Origin of the sequence: Nesterenkonia aurantiaca (genome assembly GCF_004364585.1) — a bacterium.
Taxonomy (GTDB): Bacteria; Actinomycetota; Actinomycetes; order Actinomycetales; family Micrococcaceae; genus Nesterenkonia; species Nesterenkonia aurantiaca.
This window is the reverse complement of the sequence record NZ_SOAN01000007.1, coordinates 199,258-216,176: the sequence shown is the minus strand read 5'-3', so window position 1 is coordinate 216,176 and position 16,919 is coordinate 199,258. Positions and strand designations below refer to the sequence as shown.

General features: G+C 67.1%; 16 protein-coding genes and 1 tRNA gene. 7 read left to right on the top strand and 10 right to left on the bottom strand.

The annotated features are described in order from the left end of the window. The 3 genes from EV640_RS14050 to EV640_RS10395 all read right to left on the bottom strand — a co-directional run. The coding region (locus EV640_RS14050) for a DUF3618 domain-containing protein (protein WP_133726403.1) at positions 1–72 on the bottom strand (72 nt) is incomplete at its 3' end. Further along, positions 69–551, bottom strand: a complete 483-nt coding sequence (locus tag EV640_RS10400; RefSeq protein WP_051501494.1) for a phage holin family protein — start codon at positions 549–551, stop codon at positions 69–71. The genes EV640_RS14050 and EV640_RS10400, both read right to left, overlap by 4 nt. Further along, entirely contained in the window at positions 548–1,282 is a 735-nt protein-coding gene (locus tag EV640_RS10395; protein ID WP_051501493.1) for a hypothetical protein, read from the bottom strand. Before EV640_RS10395 ends, EV640_RS10400 begins: the two co-directional genes overlap by 4 nt. A 788-nt stretch (positions 1,283–2,070) precedes the next feature. On the opposite strand from EV640_RS10395, the gene EV640_RS10390 reads away from it, so the two are divergent. The 4 genes from EV640_RS10390 (at position 2,071) to EV640_RS10375 (ending at position 6,165) form a co-directional block, all read left to right on the top strand. After that, positions 2,071–2,775, top strand: coding sequence for a GAF and ANTAR domain-containing protein (locus EV640_RS10390; RefSeq protein ID WP_036478017.1), 705 nt, complete (start codon positions 2,071–2,073; stop codon positions 2,773–2,775). 232 nt (positions 2,776–3,007) lie between these two features. Then, positions 3,008–4,351 (top strand): cytochrome P450, encoded by a 1,344-nt coding sequence (locus tag EV640_RS10385; RefSeq protein WP_133726396.1) that lies wholly within the window; start codon positions 3,008–3,010, stop codon positions 4,349–4,351. Positions 4,352–4,790: 439 nt separating this feature from the next. Next, complete coding sequence (locus tag EV640_RS10380; protein ID WP_166645910.1) at positions 4,791–5,279, top strand: CBS domain-containing protein; 489 nt, start codon at positions 4,791–4,793, stop codon at positions 5,277–5,279. A gap of 133 nt (positions 5,280–5,412) precedes the next feature. After that, positions 5,413–6,165, top strand: coding sequence for a hypothetical protein (locus EV640_RS10375; protein WP_152539245.1), 753 nt, complete (start codon positions 5,413–5,415; stop codon positions 6,163–6,165). A gap of 18 nt (positions 6,166–6,183) precedes the next feature. On the opposite strand, the gene EV640_RS10370 is transcribed toward EV640_RS10375, so the two are convergent. The 6 genes from EV640_RS10370 to EV640_RS10345 all read right to left on the bottom strand — a co-directional run bounded on the left by EV640_RS10370 (position 6,184) and on the right by EV640_RS10345 (position 10,580). Beyond that, a complete protein-coding gene (locus EV640_RS10370) occupies positions 6,184–6,570 on the bottom strand; it encodes a DoxX family protein (RefSeq protein WP_036475512.1) in 387 nt (128 codons plus the stop codon). Positions 6,571–6,612: 42 nt separating this feature from the next. Next, positions 6,613–7,293, bottom strand: a complete 681-nt coding sequence (locus EV640_RS10365; protein ID WP_200869313.1) for a hypothetical protein — start codon at positions 7,291–7,293, stop codon at positions 6,613–6,615. A 96-nt stretch (positions 7,294–7,389) separates the two neighbouring features. Then, positions 7,390–7,465, bottom strand: a tRNA-Val gene (locus tag EV640_RS10360). A 67-nt stretch (positions 7,466–7,532) separates the two neighbouring features. Then, on the bottom strand, positions 7,533–8,396 hold the full coding sequence (gene ppgK, locus EV640_RS10355; protein WP_084479563.1) for a polyphosphate--glucose phosphotransferase: 864 nt from the start codon (positions 8,394–8,396) through the stop codon (positions 7,533–7,535). Positions 8,397–8,437: 41 nt separating this feature from the next. Further along, the gene (gene map, locus EV640_RS10350; protein WP_133726393.1) at positions 8,438–9,340 is read right to left on the bottom strand and encodes a type I methionyl aminopeptidase; all 903 of its coding nucleotides are present in this window, start codon (positions 9,338–9,340) and stop codon (positions 8,438–8,440) included. 10 nt (positions 9,341–9,350) lie between these two features. Further along, positions 9,351–10,580, bottom strand: coding sequence for an MFS transporter (locus EV640_RS10345; RefSeq protein WP_051501166.1), 1,230 nt, complete (start codon positions 10,578–10,580; stop codon positions 9,351–9,353). A 92-nt stretch (positions 10,581–10,672) separates the two neighbouring features. On the opposite strand from EV640_RS10345, the gene EV640_RS10340 reads away from it, so the two are divergent. Then, positions 10,673–10,885, top strand: a complete 213-nt coding sequence (locus EV640_RS10340) for a hypothetical protein (RefSeq protein ID WP_036475613.1) — start codon at positions 10,673–10,675, stop codon at positions 10,883–10,885. Positions 10,886–10,888: 3 nt separating this feature from the next. Here the strand turns inward: EV640_RS10340 and panB are convergent, their stop codons facing one another. Beyond that, a complete protein-coding gene (panB, locus tag EV640_RS10335) occupies positions 10,889–11,707 on the bottom strand; it encodes a 3-methyl-2-oxobutanoate hydroxymethyltransferase (protein WP_036475509.1) in 819 nt (272 codons plus the stop codon). 102 nt (positions 11,708–11,809) lie between these two features. Between panB and glnA the strand changes: the two genes are divergently transcribed. Further along, entirely contained in the window at positions 11,810–13,150 is a 1,341-nt protein-coding gene (glnA, locus tag EV640_RS10330; RefSeq protein WP_036475508.1) for a type I glutamate--ammonia ligase, read from the top strand. Positions 13,151–13,152: 2 nt separating this feature from the next. Then, positions 13,153–16,269 (top strand): bifunctional [glutamine synthetase] adenylyltransferase/[glutamine synthetase]-adenylyl-L-tyrosine phosphorylase, encoded by a 3,117-nt coding sequence (locus EV640_RS10325; protein WP_133726392.1) that lies wholly within the window; start codon positions 13,153–13,155, stop codon positions 16,267–16,269. Positions 16,270–16,919 lie beyond the last annotated feature (650 nt).

Sequence of the window (16,919 nt, the reverse complement as noted above, 5' to 3'; positions counted from 1 at the left end):
GACGTCAAGGGAGAGGCTGCTGCGGGTCCGCTCGATATCGGCGCGGATCTCTTCCGGAGTCTGCTGTGTCATCGGGTCTCCTTGGTGGGGGTGAGGGCGTCGGGGATTTCTTTGAGGGTCTCCGTCGTGTGCGGGGCGCCCTGGGCCTGTTCAAGGTTCTTCTTCCCGAGCACCGCCAGGACCGCGGCGATGATCGCCCAGATCGCGGCGACGATGACCGCTGACCAGGCGGTGCCGATCGCGGTGGCGCCCAGAGCGGCCCAGAGGGCGATGGAGAGGAAGAGCAGCACGAAGTGCCCGGCGATGCCGGCGCCGCCGAACATGCCGGCACCCTTTCCGGACTTTTTCGCGGTCTCGGAGAGCTCCGCCTTCGCCAGCGCTGTCTCCTGCCGGATCAGGGTGGAGAGGTCACCGCTGACCTGGGACATCAACGACCCCAAGGATTCCTGCTCCGCCTTGCGCTCGGCCTGGCGTGCAGGATCGACAGGCGCAGGGCCGGGTGAGGCCGGCCCTGTGGGGGAGTGCCCGGCCGGGGAATTGAAGCCGCTCATCGGCCACCACCTCCGGCATAGGGATCCGTGCTTCCAGCGGGGATGGTGCCGGGGACCGGCCCCGAGGCGGTGCCGGCTGAGGTGCCGGGAGCAGGCCCGGAGGCGGGGCCAGCTGGGGCGCCGGCAGGGGTGTCGGGGGTGCTGGTGCGAGCCGGGGACCCAGATGCGCTGGTCGCCCGGTGATTCGAGGTCGAGGAGCTCTGATGAGCGTCATCGGCATGATTCTGCTTGAGCCCACGAGTCAGTCGGCCGGCGGCGAAACCGACCCCGGCTGCGATGGCCAGGAACGCCACCGGACGACGACGCGCGAAGCTCTGCACCTCGTGCAGAACCTCCCGGGGGTCATGATCCTCGAGCCAGCTGGCGGTGGCCTCGGCGCGGGTGTTCAGCTGGTCCACGAGGTCTTTCGCAACCCCGGGCTCAGGCTTCTCGCCGCGAGCGATGCGGGCGACGTCGTCGCTGAAGGTGCGCACGGTGCCTGCAGCACGATCCAGCTGTTCGGCGGCTTGGGACTCCAGCACCGTGCTGGCCTCGCCACCGAGGCGTTTGGCCTCGCGTACCGCGTCATCCTTGACCCCTGCGGCTTCCTGCGCGGCGGTGTCCTTGACGGCACGTCCGGCCTCCGTGGCGTCGCCGGCGACATTTCGGGCCGCACCTTTTGCGTGATCGGCGCTTCCTGCAGAACCGGTCTCGGACGCATGCGGGTCGGAGTAGCCGGGTTCACCGGTCACAGACTCGAGGCCCGGTGGGGCCGAGCGCACTGCAGGCACTGGCTCGGTCACACCAGGGGCGGACGGAGCGGACCCGAGAGTTGAGGCGGCTGGGGTCTTGTGCGCGGGATCTTCTGGGTTGGACGGACGTGGCGGTGTGTTGTTGGTGTCAGTCATGACTGCCTTTCGTTGAAGTCATCAGCATTGGCGTCGGAGTGAGTCGGGCAGGGCGAGGAGTCGCGCAGGGACGCCACCGAGGGCTAAGGCCGCGGCGACGATGCGGATCTGCCAACCGGTGCTGCCTGGGCAGCCAGTGCGCCAGGTCCGAGGTCGGCAGTGCGGTGCAGGGCAGAAGGGGCCACGAGGGCGGGCATCGAGGGCGGGCATCGAGGCGGCGGCGCGGACTCGAGCCGCAGTGAAGGCCCCTGAAGTCTCACACGTCAGGTACCCACCGACCTGGGTGCGGAGAGGCCGGGAACAGGCAGAACTGCCGTCGATGAGAAGTGAATGCCGCTGCACGGGGTACCCCTTGAATTCAGAATCAAGAGCCCGTTGCTTGAGCTGAACACGACGGTAGTTCATGGTTGAGCGTGGGTAAAGAGCCCAAAGTATTCAATTTTTTAAGGACATGACCTCTTCTTCTGCCGGGAGCCTCGACCCAGGTCTCTGGTGGGAGGGAGAGCCACGGGGAAGCAGGCAAGTTCGGGCCGTAGTCGCGTCCGGGCGCTGTCGGGATTGCAGGCCCCTGGCGTAGCGTCGGTGAGAATCCGTCGCTCTTCGGACGGGACCGATGTGAAGGAGTCTTTCCGATGGAGACCACCAAAGACCCTCAGGATCTGACCGCCGCGCTGGCCGATGTGCTTACTCAGAATCGCGACATAGCGGGGATGCTGACGAGCATCGCGGAGCTGGCCGCCCGACACTTATCCACCGACCGGGAAGTCTTGTGCGGAGTTCTGTTGAACCGTGCCAAGCGGAACACGGTGCTGGCCACCAGCTCGTTGGAAGCTCAACAGATGGATGAACTGCAAGCCGGGTTTGACGAAGGGCCGTGCCTGGAGGCTCAGAAGACGGGGAACCTCATACGGGTCCCCGATGTGCGGTATGAGAATCGGTGGCCGGAGTATATGGCCGAGGTGCGCGACCGAGGTCTGCGCAGCATCGTCGCAGTGCCGGTGGTCATGGAGGGTTCCTCCACGGCGGCTATGAATTTCTACACCCACGAAGTGGGGGCCTTTACTGAAGAAGAGATTCGTGCCGCGCGGCGCTTCACCGAGGCCGTCTCCACTGTGGTGGCCATTGCGGTGCGAATCGCCGCCTACGCCGAGGATGTCGAGGACCGTCGGCGAGCCATGAAGACACGATCAACGATTGACACGGCGGTGGGCATCATCATGGCCCAGAATCGGTGCAGCCAGGATGATGCGGTGACGGTTCTCAAGGCAGCCTCGAATCACCGCAACATCAAACTTCGTGCGCTGGCCGAAGAGCTCGTGGCCTCAGTCGGTCCCTAGGACCTTGTCACCAGGTGTGCTCATCGAGCATCGATGCTCTGTGGCCCGGACCGGGCGCAATGCCAGTGCAGCACCGGCAGCCTGTGTGGTCACTGCCAGTCGCGACGCGGCCTAAGCGCGGCTGATCGGGGTGATCGAGGTTGTGACCGATTCCAGGGGTTTCTAGAGTGAGAACAGGGGACCTCAACGCAAGCAGGCAGCCGATACGCAACTGACCAGTGGAAGGCGCGTCATGACAGTCAACTCGATCTCACCCGTCCAGAACCCGCTTCCGAAGGCGACCTGGGCAGAGACTGCCCAGGTGCTTCGAGACGTGCAGGGACCGATGGTCGCCAAGGGGCCCATCATCCGGCGTCCCAAAGTCGTGGCGGCTTCGGAGCGGTTCGACCTCGACGGTCGAGGAGTCCGTCGGGCGCAGGCCCTGTCCGACAAATACGGACGTGGGCCGCTGATGCTCAGCATTCCGGGCCGCAACATGGCGCTGATCCTCGACCCCGAGGACGTACACCGCGTGCTGGATGACTCTCCCGAGCCTTTTGCCACCGCCGAAACGCTGAAGAAGCATGCGCTCAAGCACTTTGAGCCCAAGGTGGCGCTCATCTCCCACGGCGCCGAGCGCACCCAGCGCCGCCGCCTCAACGAACACACACTCGACCACGGTCACCCGATCCACCGAATGGCTGCCGCCTTCATGCCCACTGTGGAGCAGGAGGCAAAGGCTCTGCTGGAGCAGGTGCGGGCAGACGGAGGGGTCTTGGAGTACCAGACCTTCCTCGACGCCTGGTTTCGGATTGTGCGACGCGTCGTCCTGGGTGACTCCGCCCGGGAGGACACCGACCTGACCCAGCTGACCGAGAAGCTGCGCGCGGATGGCAACTGGGCGTTCCTCAAGCCCGTGGACAAGACCGGACGCGCCGCACTCCTGTCCCAGATGCAGGAGGCGCTGGACCGGGCGGAACCGGGCAGTCTCGCAGCCTTCATGGCGAAGCAGCCCCAGGGGTCCGAGGCGGAGCCTGCGCAGCAGATCCCACAGTGGTTCTTCGCCTTCGACCCCGCGGGCATGGCTACCTTTCGCGCGCTCGCGCTGCTCGCCACCCACCGCGAGAGCCTCGACGCCGCAAGACGAGAGATCAGCGCGGAGCAGCATGAAGCTGCTCCGATGTTGCCGTTGCTGCGCGCCACGGTCCTGGAGTCGCTGCGGCTCTGGCCGACCACCCCGATGATCCTGCGCGAGACCACCACCGACGTGGAGTTCGCCCATGGGGTGATGCCGGCTGGGACCTCGGTGCTGGTCTTCGCGCCGTTCTTCCACCGCGACGACCGGCAGCTGGACTTCGCGCATCGCTTCGCCCCTGAGCTGTGGGATCGACCACGCACTCGTGATGACTGGCCACTGGTGCCCTTCAGTGCAGGGCCGGGTCTGTGTCCTGGGCGGCATCTGGTGCTGCTGCTGACCTCGAATTTCATGGCGGAGATCCTCAGTCGAGCGGAGCTCGATCTGGAATCGCATTTCTTGGACTCGGAGAATCTGCCCTCGCTGTTGAACAACTTTGGGCTGAGATTCCGGCTCAGCTGAGAGACCACTCGACGCGCAGGTCTCCTGAGGTGTGCTGAACGAGATCGCAGTGCCGAGACTTCTACTGCGCAATGGATATCGAAGCGCCTTCAGGTTGTCCGAAGCCGCTCACGGTCGCGGTACTGGTCCTGCCGCCCTGAGGAAGTTCATGTTTACGGAGGCTTCCATGGGGCGAGAGACTCGGTTAGCATCGGTTTCAGCTCAAGCAACGGGCTCTTGATTCTGAATTCAAGGGGTACCCCGTGGAGCCTAATTCGCATCTTGTCGTCCGCACTTCTGCCTGTTCCGGAATTTTCAGCACCAGGGTCACACGGTGCGTGATGTGTGCGGCTTCCGTTGCCCTCGGCCCGGTTCGATCCCGCGAGACCGACTCGACGCGTGGTCTCAGGGCAGCTTCAACTCTGCACCGAACTGCCCTCGTCCAGCGAGGGGCGGGCTGATGATCACCGTCAACCAGCTCATGTCTGGGATCACCTCAAACCTCTTTGTGACTCAGTCCCTTCACGATGCCGCAGCGCTGCTCTGTGACGGGAATATCAGCGGTGGAGAGATCGCAGCGCTGGTGAGCGATCTTTCCCACCGCCCAGTGGGGTTGATCACCGAGGCAGATCTGGCCGAGATCGCGGCGCGGCATCCAGGTGACTGGAGGAAGAAGCGCTGTGCCTGCCTCCTGACCGAGGATCTTGATTTCCTCAGGCCGGAGCACGACATCGAAGGCGTGCTCGAACGTTATCGCGCCGATGACGTCAAGCCACTGCTCGTCCTCGAGGGGGACGATCCGGTGGGCATCGTCTACCCGGAGGCAGTCTTCGCCTCGTGCGCGGAGCAGCGGTCACCGATCTGGAGCGGCACCACCGCCGCCAAGGGGCCTTCCTCGGACTTTGATCAGCTGCTGCTGGACCAGGAGGCGCCCGGATACTCGCCATGATGCGACACCAGCATTCCGAGCCCATCACACCGGCCACCTCCAGAAGTCTGTGTCGAGCCTCCCGTAGGAGGTGAACCCGCCGCTATTGTCATAGCAGGGCACGGTGTCCTGCCTGGAGGAGGCCACGAGCGCCATGAAGAAGAAGAGTCTGGGACCACGGATTCGGCGAGTCTTCCTGTGGACGATGATCGGCTCGTTCTGTCTCGCGGCGGCTGCCGGGATCTTCGTCCTGATCGGCGTGAGCTTCGGCGAGACCGGTGCGCGGGTGCTCGCTACAACCTCGACGGTGGGCGCGTTCAGCCTGGCGATGTTGTGCTGTGGCGCGGTCTTCAGTCGGCCCAGTCGGATGGTGGGCGTGGCAGGTGTGGCAGTCTGCCTGCTCACCTTGGCCTGGAGCATCTTCATGATCTGGTCTGAGGTGGAACACGCATGGAGCACATTCCAGGTTCTGCTCTCGGGGATCACCCTTACCGTGGCGTTCAGCTTTGCGAGCCTGGTCCTGGCATCCGCAACCGCTCGCGACAAGCTGATCCGCGGCCTGCTCTGGTCCTGCCTCGGGTTGATCGCTGTCGGCGTTTCCCTCACGATGGTGCTCATCTGGGACGAGGGGTGGGAGGGCGAACTCTTCCCCCGCGCCTATGGCATCGTCCTGATTCTGGCCGTTCTCTGCGGGGTGGTGGCTCCGCTGCTGTCCAGTCTTCGGAAGCGAGGCGCCCCGCACCAGTCAGAAGATCAGCGAGGAGTCCGAGACGATGCCTGGGCCGTGCCAACCGAGGGGGGAGCGCTTGACCCGGCTCTGGTGGCGGCCCTGCGGCAAGAGGCGGCGACCCGAGGGATCACGGTGGCGCAGCTCGTCGATCCGCTCCTGCGCTCTCCACGGACGTAGCAGAACTTCTCGGCGCTGCTAGGAGGCCCGACGCGTGGACCACACCGCCAGCCCGACGAGTGCCGGCTGGAAGAACAGCCGCACGAGCCGCTTGCGATCGGTGTCCAGGCCGAACCCGTCACGCTTGTGCACGTACTGTGCGATGTTGCCGGGGAAGACCGCGGCGAAGAACACCCCTGCAGCCTTCCCGACCAGCGGGCGGTGCTCACGGGAGAACAGCAGCGCGGTGCCCAGCCCGATCTCGGCCACGCCGGACGCCAGGACTGTCGTGTCAGGGTCCAGAGGGATGGATTCAGGCACCTGGGCGCGGAACTCTTCGCGGGCCCAGGCCAGGTGTGAGACCCCGGCGAATGTGAGTGCCGAGCCGAGGAAGATTCGACCGGTGGTGCGCGCGATGGAAGCCATGGAGACAGGTTATCCTCGCCCCACCCTCGGCGGGGAATCCGCTCAGGGGTGATCCGCAGTACCCTGCGCACCGGCGGTGCCGGAGTGTTCCGGCGAGTGGGCCGCGGCGATTCCGCTGTGCCACCCGGGTGCGTCCCCTCCGTCAGGCGGAGCCAGCGCGGCAGCGTCGATTCCAGCGGACTCCAGCAGCCAGGAGATCAGTGAGTTGGAGTTCCACATGTCTCCGATCCCGAACACGTCGCGCCCCCAGGTCAGCTGTGGGGCCCTAGAGATTCTGCCGATGAGAGCACAGGCATCCTCGGCGGCGAGCAGGAATTGATTCGGGGGACCGACGGCCCATTCAAGATCGGGGATGGTTCCGTCTCTCCAACATCTGATCTCGTAGCGGAAGAACGGAGAGGCGCCGAACCAGGCGATGCCCACGGGTCCCTGGGCCACTACGCCGCGAGGCCCGCGGGGCTGGCCCCATACCGGGGTCATCTCCACCACATAGTCATCGGGGCCGTGGGTCACCTCGAGTGCGGCATGGAACAACGGACGGGGTCGGCGGCGCGCCCTGCGCGCGCGCAGCGATTCCCACCACCTGCTCGTATGGACCACGACGTGCCCGCCGGCCCCTACCGGAATCCACCACAGGTCCACGTGATGCCCGGTCATGGCTGCGCGGGCCGCGTGGTCGGGCACCAGGACGGGGACTCCATATTTGTAGGATAGGGCTCCCATACCGCCCGCTCCAGAGCCTGGTGCGCCGACTTTGGAACCCTGCCACCCCAGCGTTCTTTTGGGCAGGGAGCCAGGCGCGGCGGGCAGCTCGGAAAGTGGTGGGCCCTGCCGGGATCGAACCGACGACACCCGCGGTGTAAACGCGGTGCTCTACCAGCTGAGCTAAAGGCCCGTGCCCAGAGGCCGCCGAGTGGGCGCGATCTGGTGCAGCAAGAAGTGTAACAACCCCAAGCTGCGGCTCAGGACCGGCCGCGAGACGCGTCGAGCTTCGTCTGCTCGGCCGCGTACAGCGCCGCCCCCACGATCCCGGCGTTGTTCTGCAGCGCCGCGACCTCGACCTTCGCCCGCAGATCCTTGATCTCGGGGAGGAAGTCCTCGCTGCGCTTGGAGATCCCACCGCCGATGATGAACAGCTCTGGGGACTGCAGCCGCTCGACGTGCTTGAGGAACCGGTTCAACAGCTGGCCGTATTCATCCCAGGGCATATCGGCCCGTTCACGAGCCGCCGCGGAGGCCTTCTTCTCGGCCACCTCGCCCTCGAACTCCAGGTGGCCCATCTCGCTGTTGGGGACCAGCACGCCGTCGTGCACCAGGGCCGACCCGATGCCGGTGCCCAGGGTGATCGTCATGACCGTGCCCTCGAGCCCCTTGCCGGCACCGTAGCGCGCCTCGGCGAGACCGGCGCCGTCGGCGTCGTTGAGCGTGTGGATCTGACCGGGGAGGTGGCGCAGCAGCTTCGCGGCATCGGTGTTGATCCAGGACTCATCGATGTTCGCCGCGGAGAGCACGATGTTCTTGTCCACGATCGCCGGGAACAGCACGCCTACCGAGAGCTCCTCCAGCGCCGGTGCCTTCTCCCGGCTGAGCAGCTCGTCGAGGATCTGCCCGATCACCTCGGCCACCGCCTCCGGGGTCGCCGGTTTCGGAGTGGGGATGCGGTACCGGTCACCGGTCAGGGTGCCCTTGTGCAGGTTCACCAGACCGCCCTTGATGCCGGTGCCGCCCACATCGATGCCGATGGCCCGTTTGGGAAGATCGCTGATGGTCTCGCTGGCGGAGCCGAGGGCCTGGGCAGCCAGGGGCTGCTCGTGGGAAGAGCTCATAGTGATGCAGTATCTCCGTGCTGTGGGGGAGGGGACCGGACTCAGGCGCCTGAGGGCAGCGTGAGGATCTCGGCGCCGTCATCGGTGACGACCAGAGTGTGCTCGAACTGCGCGGTGCGCTTCCGGTCGCGGGTCACGGCCGTCCAGCCGTCCTCCCACATGTCCCAGTGGCGCGTGCCCAGGGTGAGCATCGGTTCGATGGTGAACACCATTCCCGGCTCCATCAGGCGCGCGTGGTCCGGTGCTGCATCGAAGTGCGGGATCACCAGACCGGTGTGGAACGCCTTGCCCACGCCGTGGCCGATGAACTCGCGTACGACACCATAGCCGAAGCGTTTCGCGTAGGACTCGATGGCGCGACCGATCACGTTGATCGGGCGGCCAGGCTTCACCGCTCGGATGGCGCGCATCATGGCTTCTTCGGTGCGCTCCACCAGCAGCCGGGTCTCCTCGTCGACCTCGCCGACGAAGAAGGTGCGGTTGTGATCCCCATGCACGCCGTCGATGTATGCGGTGATGTCGAGGTTCACGATGTCCCCCTCGGCGAGCACCGTGGAATCCGGGATGCCGTGGCAGATCACCTCGTTGACCGAGGTGCAGATCGCTTTGGGGAATCCACGGTAGGACAGGCAGGACGGGTAGGCCCCGCGGTCGGTGAGGTACTTATGCGCGTAGGCGTCCAGCTCCTCGGTGGTGACCCCGGGGCGGATCAGCGCGGCGGTGGCGACCATGGCATCGGCGGCGAGCTGGGCGGCCCGGCGGATCCGTTCCACGGTGGCGGCGTCGTAGACGTCCTCGCCGGTGTACTCCGGCGGTGCCTCGAGACCTACGTAGTTGGGCCGTTCGATATGCGCCGGGACCGGACGCTGCGGGGACACCGTGCCCTTGGTGAGCGTGCCCACCGGGGCACGGGAAGACAGGGGGGTGGACTGCGGGGTAGCCATGGCATTCATCCTATCGGTCCGCGGGTTCAGGGCGCCGGGGGCGCAGCTGCAGCGCCAGCGCGACCACCGCGATGCCCACGATCACCCTGATCGCCACCGGCAGCGAGGAGCCCTGGGTCATCACCCCGATGGCCGGAGACAGGCTCAGCATCACCGCGCGCATCGCCCAGCTGATCCAGGTCACGCCGCTGTGCGCCGGCAGCCCCGGTACCCGGTCCGCCCGCGCGAAGGCCAGCGGGACGGTCACGGCGCAGCCCAGGCCTGCCAGCGCGAGCCCCACCAGGGTCAGCGCGGCTCCGGGGGCCCAGGCGGCACCGAGCAGCCCGAGGATCACCGCCGAGAGGCTCAGGATCAGCGAACCCCGTTCCCCGAGCCGGTCGATCACCCGGTCCCCGAACATCCTGCCGATGAACTGGGCGCTGAGCAGCACGGTGAGTCCGACGCCGGCCGAGGCGGGGTCCATGCCGCGCTCGCTCGAGAGCAGCACAGCGGACCAGTTGTTGCCGACATCCTCCACCGAGATTCCGGCCAGCGCGATCAGCGCCAACGGGAGCAGGATCTTCATCGTGGACCACCCGGAGGGTCTCACCGGGGTCTGCGCGTCCTCCGGCTCCGCTTCGGGTTCAGGCATGAACGCCCTGGCCGCGAGGGTCATCGCCAGCACACAGACCAGCGACCAGGCCGCCATATGGACCACCAGCGGCACGCCGAGGACCGCGGCCAGGATCCCGACGGCGCCGCCGAGCGCCGCGCCGATGCTCCACCCGGCATGCATCGAGTTCAGCAGCGACCGTCGATACGCGGCCTGGACGCGCAGCCCCTGACTGTTCTGCGCCACGTCCACGGCGGCATCACCGAAACCGGTGACCAGCAGACCCACCACCACCACCCAGGGATTCCCCAGCGCCACCCCGGCGGCTGCGAGGGTCAGCCCGCCGCCCATCCAGAGCGTGCCGAAGCTCGCGGTGCGCGCGACCCCGAGCCAGCGGTTGAGCACACCTGGCATGTGCAGCGCCAGCGCGCCGCCCAGTCCGAAGCCCACCACCACCAGTCCGAAGATGGCGGGGCTGAGGCCCAGCGCGTCCTTGACCTCGGCATAACGGGCCAGCAGCGAAGCCGGCAGGGCGCCGTTGGTGGCGAAGGCGGCCATGGTCGCGACCCGGCTGCCCCGCAGAGAGGCGGCGCCGCGCCGTCGTCGACCGGAGACCGAGGCGGTCGAAGGTGAGGGGTTCGCGTGCATGAGCAGAAGTGTGACATGCCTCGGTGGCGGCGGAACCGGCGATCGCCGAGGCCCAAGACCCGCCGGTCGAGGCGGGGGCGTATTCTGGGGCCATGAGCACCGAATACTGGTTCAATCTCCGCACCGGCGAAGTCGAGGAGGGCGCGCAGTCCTCCTGGAGTCAGCTGCTAGGCCCGTATCCCACCCGCGAGGCCGCCTCCGAGGCGCTCAAGCGTGTGAAGGAGAACAACGAGGCCTGGGAGGACGAAGAGTCCAGCGAGCATTGGGACGACGACGGCGGTCACGACCGCAAGCCCACCAGCTGAGCCTCAGCCCTCGAAGCTGTGCTCCGGGGCCGGGAAGGCGCCGGCGCTGACGTCCTCGCGGTACGCCGCGGCCGCCTGCCCGACCACTTCGCGCAGGTTCGCGTACTGCTTCACGAAGCGCGGCACCCGCCCGGAGCCCAGGCCCAGCATGTCCTGCCAGACCAGCACCTGACCCGTGGTGCCGCTGCCGGCGCCGATCCCGATGGTGGGTACGCGCAGCGCCCGGTCCACCTGGGTGGCCAGCTCTGCGGGCACCATCTCCATGAGCACGCAGAACGCGCCAGCGGCCTCCAGGGCCAGGGCATCATCGATCAGTGCCTGCGCGGTGTCTCCACGGCCCTGGACCCGGTAGCCGCCCAGGGCGTGCTCGGCCTGCGGGGTGAAGCCGATGTGAGCGATCACAGGAATCCCGGCGGCGACCATGGCGCGAACATGCTCGGCCATCGCGGCGTCGCCCTCGATCTTCACCGCCTGGGCCCCGGCCTCCTTCATGAACCGCACCCCGGTGGCCACCGCATGCGCCGGGGACGCCTCGTAGCTGCCGAAGGGCAGGTCGGCGACGACCAGCGGACGCTTTGCGCCGTTGACCACGGACCGAGTGAAGACCAGCATCTCGTCCACCGTGATCGGCAACGTGGAGGAATGCCCCATCATGACGCTGGAGGCGGAGTCGCCCACCAGGAGCAGCTCGATCCCCGCCTCGTCGAAGATCGACGCGATCTGCGCGTCGTAGGCGGTCAACATGGAGAATTTCTGGCCGGCATCCTTGAACTGCTGAAGGTGCACGGTGCGGACCCGTTTCGGGCTGATCGGTTCTGACATGTGATCAGGCTACCCAATCCCGCGCGGACCAAAGCTGGGGATCGAGTGAGTTGGGTAGAGTGGTCCCGGCGACACCCACTGCATTTCAGGAGGCTTCAACGTATGGATCGACAGCAGGAATTCGTACTGCGCACCATCGAGGAGCGCGACGTCCGCTTCGTGCGCCTCTGGTTCACCGACGTGGTGGGCTCGCTGAAGTCTGTGGCGCTGGCCCCGGCCGAGGTCGAAGGGGTCTTCAACGAGGGGCTCGGCTTCGACGGCTCCTCGATCGAGGGCCTCTCCCGGGTCTTCGAATCCGACATGCTGCTGCGCCCGGACCCCTCCTCCTTCCAGATCCTGCCCTGGCGCGGTGAGGAAGAACCGACCTCGCGGATGTTCTGCGACATCCTGACCCCCGATCAGGAACCCGCCGCCGGGGACCCGCGCAACGTGCTGCGCCGCCAGCTCGACGTCGCCGGGGAGATGGGCTTCACCTGTTACACCCACCCCGAGGTCGAGTTCTACGTGCTCGAGTCCCAGGACCTCAACTCCGACGGCGAGCCGATCCCGGTGGACCGGGCCGGCTACTTCGACCACGTCACCGGAAGCGTCAGCCAGGACTTCCGTCGGCACACGGTGAACATGCTCGAAGCCGTGGGCATCTCGGTGGAGTTCAGCCACCACGAGGCAGGTCCGGGCCAGAACGAGATCGACCTGCGCTACGCCGATGCGCTGACCACCGCGGATAACATCATGACCTTCCGCACCGTGATCAAAGAGGTCGCGATCATGCAGGGCAAGTACGCCAGCTTCATGCCCAAGCCGTTCACCGAGCACCCGGGCTCCGGGATGCACACCCACTTCGGGCTCTTCGAGGGCGACACCAACGCCTTCTTCGCGCCGAACACCGAATACAACCTCTCCACCACCGCCCGGCAGTTCATCGCCGGGATCCTGCGCCACGCCCCGGAGTTCACCGCGGTGACCAACCAGTTCGTGAACTCCTATAAGCGTCTCTGGGGTGGGGGAGAGGCCCCGTCCCACGTCTCCTGGGGCCACAACAATCGCTCGGCGCTGGTCCGGGTGCCGCTGTACAAGCCGACCAAGGGCGGCTCCGCGCGCGTGGAGTTCCGCGGGATCGACTCCGGCGCGAACCCCTACCTGGGCTACGCCGCCGTGCTGGGTGCCGGGCTCAAGGGCATCCGCGAGGGCTACGAGCTGATGGAACCGGTGGGCGAGGACGTGTGGTCCTTGACCACCTCCGAGCGCAAGGCGCTGGGCATCAAGCCGCTGCCGGGCACCCTGCATGAGGCGCTGCGCCAGATGGAAGACTCTGAGCTGATGGCCGAGATCCTCGGCGAGCAGGTGTTGGAGAACTTCCTGCGCAATAAGCAGCAGGAGTGGGACGAGTATCGGGTGAACGTCTCGCCCTTCGAGATCAAACGGTACCTCGGCCTGATCTGATCGTGGCTGACTCTGCGCTGACCCGCCGGCAGCTCATCGCTGCCGGCTTCCAAGAGCTGGAGCGTGCCTCCGGGTTCTTCGCCGACGAGCATCTCGCCGGACTGGACCCGCAGGTGCTGCTGAAGACCCTGCACTATGCGCCGAACCCGGATCAGGCGCTGCTGCTGCTGATCCGGCTGGTGGAACGTGCCGGGGAGGTCTGTGACCTCTTCCAGGTCGTCACCGACGGGGTCTACCTGCGCGCGGTCCCGCTGGTCCGGCTGCTCGGCGCCTCCCAGGCGCTGGGCGAGTTCCTGGTCCGCCGCCCAGAGAACCGCGATCTGTTGTTCGAGATCGCCGACACCCTGGAGGCGGATCGGGACGAGCACCAGCACAACCATGCCCCCGACGACGCCGCGGCCAGCGCCGTCCCAGGGGTCACCGAACCCGAGGTGCTGCGCACCCGGCTGATGGAATCCGTGCACGCCGACGCCTCGGCGGAGCTGCCCACCGCAGCGCTGGACTCCGAGTTCACCGCCAAGGCGGCGGGAGTCGCGCTGCGCCGGGCCTACCGGCGTGAACTGACCTCCCTGGCGCTGCGCGATCTCAGCGCCGCGGATCCTGCGGCCTATCAGCCGCTGGTCTCGAGACAACTCTCGGACCTGGCCGGGGCTGCCATCGACGCGGCGCTGGCGGTCAGCCGGGCCGAGCTGACCGACCGCAACGGGCGCACCGCGGCGGTCGTGGAGCTGGCCGTGATCGGGATGGGCAAATGCGGCGCCCGCGAGTTGAACTACATCTCGGACGTGGACGTGATCTTCGTCCACCGCGCCTCCGCGGAGATCGACACCGCCGCGGCACGCAACACTGCGGTGGCCATGGCCTCAGGGATCTCCAAGGTCATCAACGGCTCCGGTCCCGAGCCCGGTCTCTGGGAGATCGACGCGAACCTGCGCCCCGAGGGCCGCGAGGGAGATCTCTCCCGCACCCTGGAATCCCACCTGGAGTACTACAAGCGCTGGGCCCATGGCTGGGAGTTCCAGGCGCTGCTCAAGGCCCGGCCCATCGCCGGCAGCCGCAGTCTGGGACGGGACTACATCGAGGCGATCTGGCCGCAGGTGTGGACCTCCTCGGCGCAGGAGAACTTCGTGGAGAACGTCCAGCGGATGCGCCGCCGGGTCTTTGACAACATCCCCGCCGATGAGGTGGACCGGGAGATCAAGCTCGGCCGCGGCGGGCTGCGCGACATCGAGTTCACCGTCCAGCTGCTGCAGCTGGTCCACGGCCGGGTCGATGAGTCGCTGCGGGTGCGCGATTCACTGACCGCGATCGAGCTGCTCGAAGCTGGAGAATACGTGGCCCGGGCTGACCGGGACGCGATGTCACGCTGCTACCGGATGCTGCGCCTCTACGAGCACCGGATCCAGATGAGCAACATGCGTCGGACCCACCTGATGCCGGTGAAGCCCGATGAGATCCGTGCGCTGGCCCAGGCGGTGCACCCGCCGAACCGGCGTCGTCGTCCCTCCGGGGAGGAGGTGCTCACCCAGTGGCGCGAGATCGCCAAGGAGGTCGCCAGCTTCCATGAGCGGATCTTCTACCGCCCGCTGCTCTCCACCACCGCGGTGCTCTCCGACGAGGAGGTCCGGCTCACCGCCAAGGCCGCCCAGGACCGGCTCGCCGCGCTGGGCTATCACGACCCGGCCGGGGCGATGCGGCACATCTCGGCACTGACCTCGGGATTGTCCCGGCGCGCGAAGCTGCAGCGCCGGATCCTGCCGATGATGCTGGGCTGGTTCGGCGAAGGCGTGGACCCCGACGGCGGACTGCTGGCCTTCCGCCGGCTCAGCGAGTCACTGGGCCAGAGCCCCTGGTACCTGACCATGCTGCGCGACTCCTCGGTGGCCGCAGAGCGACTCTGCCTGGTGCTCTCAGGGTCGCGGTTCATCTCCGACATGCTGGAACACTCCCCGGAGTCCACCAAGTGGCTCGGGGACAACGCGGCGCTGGCCCCGCTCAGCTATGAGGCGCTCTGGAAAGAGATCAGCAATAAGATCACGCGGCACAAGGGTGACCTTGAGGCCGCCATGCGGCTGACCCGCCTGGTGCGCCAGCGCGAGACCCTGCGGGTCGCGATCGGTGACGCTGTGGGGCTGCTGGAGATCTCTGAGGTCGGGACCGCACTCTCTGACGTGGACCGCGCCGCGACCCTCGGGGCGATGCGCGTGGCCGAGTCCGAGGTCTGGCAGGCCGAGGGCCGCCACGCCGACCTTGCGGTGATCGCCATGGGCCGTCAGGGCGGACGGGAGATCGGTTACGGCTCCGATATGGATGCCATGTTCGTCCACAACCTCGCCGAGGGCGGTGATCCGACGCTCGCCGACGCGCAGGCACAGAAGCTGGCCATGCGGATCAGCACCCAGCTCTCCAAACCGCTCAAACCAGCGATCCGCGGGGAGTTCCCGCTCAAGCTCGACGCCGATCTGCGGCCCGAGGGCAAGCAGGGACCGCTCTCCCGGTCCCTGGACTCCTACCGCGAGTACTACCGTCGCTGGATGGATGTCTGGGAGCGTCAGGCGCTGCTGCGCGCCCGGCCGATCGGCGGCGACGATGAGCTGCTCGACGGGTTCATGGAGCTCGCCGACTCGGTGCGCTACGGCGCGCCGCCGAGCACCTCACAGATCCGGGAGATCCGCCGGATCAAGGCCCGGGTGGAGTCCGAACGGCTGCCGCGCGGAGCGGACCCGTCCCGGCACGTGAAGCTGGGCCGCGGTGGTCTCAGCGACGTGGAATGGCTGGTCCAGCTCTTCCAGCTCCAGCACGCCCACTCGATGCCGCGGCTGCGGACCAGCTCCACGCTGATCGCGCTCGACGCGATGGTCGACGAGCAGCTGATCAGCCCGCTCGACGCCGAACAGCTCACCGAGGCCTGGAAGCTATGCACCCGGGTGCGCTCCGCGACCACGGTGTGGAGCGGCAAGACCGCCGACGTGCTCCCCTCGGCGCGCCGAGATCTGGACGCTGTTGCACGCTGGTGCGGGTTCCCGCCCGGCGGCAGCGCGGACTTCGAAGACCACTACCTGCGCACCACCCGGCGCTGCCGGCAGGTGTATGAGCGGCTGTTCTACGACGAGGTCTAGGCTGCTCCTGCCTCCACGCCTCCTCAGGCGGACATGGCCAGCATCAAGACGAACCCGGTGAGGGCTCCCCATCCAGCGGACTCATCTGAGCGCGACCCGTTTCGCACCGCCGAAGCCGTCACCACAGCACGGCCCGCGCGCCGAACGCCAAGGTCACGAGGCAGGCCACGGTCTCGAACCTCAGACTCCGGAGTGGGCGGTCGTCTGGATGTTGATCGGCCGGCGTCGTTGATGCGCTGACCGTGTACCCTCCGTGGGCTTCACAGCGCCGCCGCCTGCTGGACCCGGTCTTCTTCCCGAAGTCGCCGATGCGGGAGAAGTCCCAGGGCACATTCCGGAACGAGACCCAGAATCACCATGAGACCGCCGGGGGCTCCCCTCGGTGGGGCCCTTGGAGGCGCTGCAGTGGTGGTCGACTGGTTCATGTCTCGGGTCTCAGTCGCAAAGGGCGCCTCCGGCCAGCTCCAGTGAAGAGTGGGGCTGAGCGGAATGATTCTTCCACGAGGGGCAGAAGCGAGCACCCGTCGGGATGCAACGTGGGCGCAACTCGGATGTGACTACAGTCACGAGAAGAGGCCGCGTGAACAGAAGCCCGCTCCGAGAAGCCGGCATGGTCCATACGCACACCCGACTATTTCTCAGGCATCGGC

Bases quoted from the DNA above. Each gene is read 5' to 3' on its own strand.
- EV640_RS10400 (WP_051501494.1), bottom strand. From the start codon at position 551: ATGAGCGGCTTCAATTCCCCGGCCGGGCACTCCCCCACAGGGCCGGCC.
- EV640_RS10390 (WP_036478017.1), top strand. From the start codon at position 2,071: ATGGAGACCACCAAAGACCCTCAGGATCTGACCGCCGCGCTGGCCGAT.
- EV640_RS10385 (WP_133726396.1), top strand. From the start codon at position 3,008: ATGACAGTCAACTCGATCTCACCCGTCCAGAACCCGCTTCCGAAGGCG.
- EV640_RS10380 (WP_166645910.1), top strand. From the start codon at position 4,791: ATGATCACCGTCAACCAGCTCATGTCTGGGATCACCTCAAACCTCTTT.
- EV640_RS10375 (WP_152539245.1), top strand. From the start codon at position 5,413: ATGAAGAAGAAGAGTCTGGGACCACGGATTCGGCGAGTCTTCCTGTGG.
- EV640_RS10370 (WP_036475512.1), bottom strand. From the start codon at position 6,570: ATGGCTTCCATCGCGCGCACCACCGGTCGAATCTTCCTCGGCTCGGCA.
- EV640_RS10365 (WP_200869313.1), bottom strand. From the start codon at position 7,293: ATGGGAGCCCTATCCTACAAATATGGAGTCCCCGTCCTGGTGCCCGAC.
- ppgK (WP_084479563.1), bottom strand. From the start codon at position 8,396: ATGAGCTCTTCCCACGAGCAGCCCCTGGCTGCCCAGGCCCTCGGCTCC.
- map (WP_133726393.1), bottom strand. From the start codon at position 9,340: ATGGCTACCCCGCAGTCCACCCCCCTGTCTTCCCGTGCCCCGGTGGGC.
- EV640_RS10345 (WP_051501166.1), bottom strand. From the start codon at position 10,580: ATGCACGCGAACCCCTCACCTTCGACCGCCTCGGTCTCCGGTCGACGA.
- EV640_RS10340 (WP_036475613.1), top strand. From the start codon at position 10,673: ATGAGCACCGAATACTGGTTCAATCTCCGCACCGGCGAAGTCGAGGAG.
- panB (WP_036475509.1), bottom strand. From the start codon at position 11,707: ATGTCAGAACCGATCAGCCCGAAACGGGTCCGCACCGTGCACCTTCAG.
- glnA (WP_036475508.1), top strand. From the start codon at position 11,810: ATGGATCGACAGCAGGAATTCGTACTGCGCACCATCGAGGAGCGCGAC.